This is a genomic window from Colwellia sp. BRX10-1 (genome assembly GCF_014077545.1).
Classification (GTDB): Bacteria; Pseudomonadota; Gammaproteobacteria; order Enterobacterales; family Alteromonadaceae; genus Colwellia_A.
The window spans coordinates 1-1847 of the sequence record NZ_JACGWC010000062.1 but is presented as its reverse complement, the minus strand read 5'-3'; the positions used below and the strand labels follow the sequence as shown (position 1 = coordinate 1847).

The window sequence follows — 1847 nt, the reverse complement described above, 5'->3', positions numbered from 1 at the left end:
ATCCAAGTTCTGACAAAAATATAAAATTTGTATTTCCTAAAGCTATGAAATTATGGGATATTAATGTCAATTAAATAATATTTATGGGACGGACATTACTGAGAAGTCTCCATAATAAACTGTTAGGTACACATGAAAAGTTCGAGCATATTTGCAAATGTTGGACGAAGTATTTTAGCAATAGGTCTGGCGCTATTTATTATTTTTTGGTTTCCAAGTCCTGCTTTTGATGCTTGTTTTCCTGACAATACTGCCTTCGTCTGTAGTGAGTGGCCAAACATTTTTGCTGGGTTAATATTTATTATGATCTCTTACTATTTGGGACCTAAAAGTAGATATCACTATTTCCCTGTATTTATAATTTTTTCATTTATTGGTAGTGCGGAAAATATTAGGTTTGGTGGGAAATTATTGGATATTTTGTATCAAATCCCATTTCAAGCATTTTACTATGGCGGTGTAATTGCTCTATTATGTATCGTCATAATTAAGTTTATTAAACGTAGTTGGGTGCAAAGTGTACCTAACAAGCAAATCAACAAGGACTAAAAACAGCGGGCTGTTCGCTCCGCTCCATTTTAGCCCACTATTTTTAGCCTGTTATTTGGGCGTTACAAGGATCGTCGAAGTATGCAGAATGTTTTCCTGTTAAGTCTAACTATCATGCTTTTAGGGTGTTTTTCATCAAAAGCAGAGGAGCAACAAACTCCGACAAACTTTGAAAAATTAGACCAAGTTTTATCTCATACTATCTTTCAAAAAAATTCGAAAATCACTCTCAATATTATCGAACCGTGTAAAGCTGAGTTCATTTCAGAATGGTCTAGTGAAGTAAGCAAGAGAAAAGGGTTCTATAGCGTAAAAACTTTTGTCTTAGTTGATTTTAAAAATAACTTTAAAAATACAACTTTTACTTCTGCGCACGTAACATCTGAGGATGGACATAGCTATCAAAGTTGGGGAGATGTAATCGATTTAAACTTATTTGAAAATAGTCCTGTAAAAAAAGTTGTTTTAATGAATTCAAATTCAGATGAGTCAGTTTCTAGCTATAACACTGATTATATTTCCATTGGAGTCGGCGAACCAGAAAATTACGATAAAATATCAGAGTTATTAAAAGTTATTGATTTGGTTTCTAGTGGTTGTAAATCCTTGTAACAAGCCATTCAAGCAGGACAAATAACAGTTGGCTATTTGCTCCTTCGTCGCTTATTTTAGCCAACTATCATTTGCCTCTTAATGGAGCGTTAGGTGTTTATCAGGCATGGGATATCTAAAAAGGCTTTGGAAAAATGCTCTATCTTCATATCAATTGAAAGAAGAGTATTACAAGTTTACTTCTAGAATCGGTTTACTTGTTGTACTTCTAGCATTGGGCTTAATGTTTTATGGAGTCTTTAGTTTAACCTCATTGTTAGGTATTGATACATCAGTACCATTAGGCAAAGGTTACAGTTTCTTAGCTCTAATTTTACTGCCAATTATTTATATCGTTTCAATAATTCCTACAGTATTAATTGTTGTAGGCCTTACGTCGGCATACTTAATCAGTAAAGGTGAAATTACGACTGAGCAAGGTAAAAAATATACTTTATTTGGTGAATATCCAAGTCATTGGTTCAAAAACACCTAACAAGAATTTCAAGAGGGACAAAATACAGTTGGCTGTTTTGTTCACTCCGTTCACTTATTTTAGCCAACTATATTTTGCCCCTTAAATGGGCGTTAGGTGTTTTTCAAATATGGAGGTTTACAAATATAATGGATAATCAATTTAAAATTTCAGGCTGGGCATTTACTGTTTATGGGGCAATTGTAGTTTTAGCATTTATGTTTGCTTATTA

General features: G+C 33.3%; 4 protein-coding genes. All 4 read left to right on the top strand.

Going from position 1 to position 1847, the window contains the following annotated elements; genetic code table 11:
* Nucleotides 1-132: 132 nt before the first annotated feature.
* Complete coding sequence (locus H4J75_RS19515) at nucleotides 133-549, top strand: hypothetical protein (protein WP_182223043.1); 417 nt, start codon at nucleotides 133-135, stop codon at nucleotides 547-549.
* Nucleotides 550-630: 81 nt separating this feature from the next.
* On the top strand, nucleotides 631-1161 hold the full coding sequence (locus H4J75_RS19510) for a hypothetical protein (protein ID WP_182223042.1): 531 nt from the start codon (nucleotides 631-633) through the stop codon (nucleotides 1159-1161).
* A gap of 106 nt (nucleotides 1162-1267) precedes the next feature.
* On the top strand, nucleotides 1268-1636 hold the full coding sequence (locus H4J75_RS19505; RefSeq protein WP_182223041.1) for a hypothetical protein: 369 nt from the start codon (nucleotides 1268-1270) through the stop codon (nucleotides 1634-1636).
* The coding region (locus H4J75_RS19995; RefSeq protein WP_220465374.1) for a hypothetical protein at nucleotides 1618-1847 on the top strand (230 nt) is incomplete at its 3' end. The genes H4J75_RS19505 and H4J75_RS19995, both read left to right, overlap by 19 nt.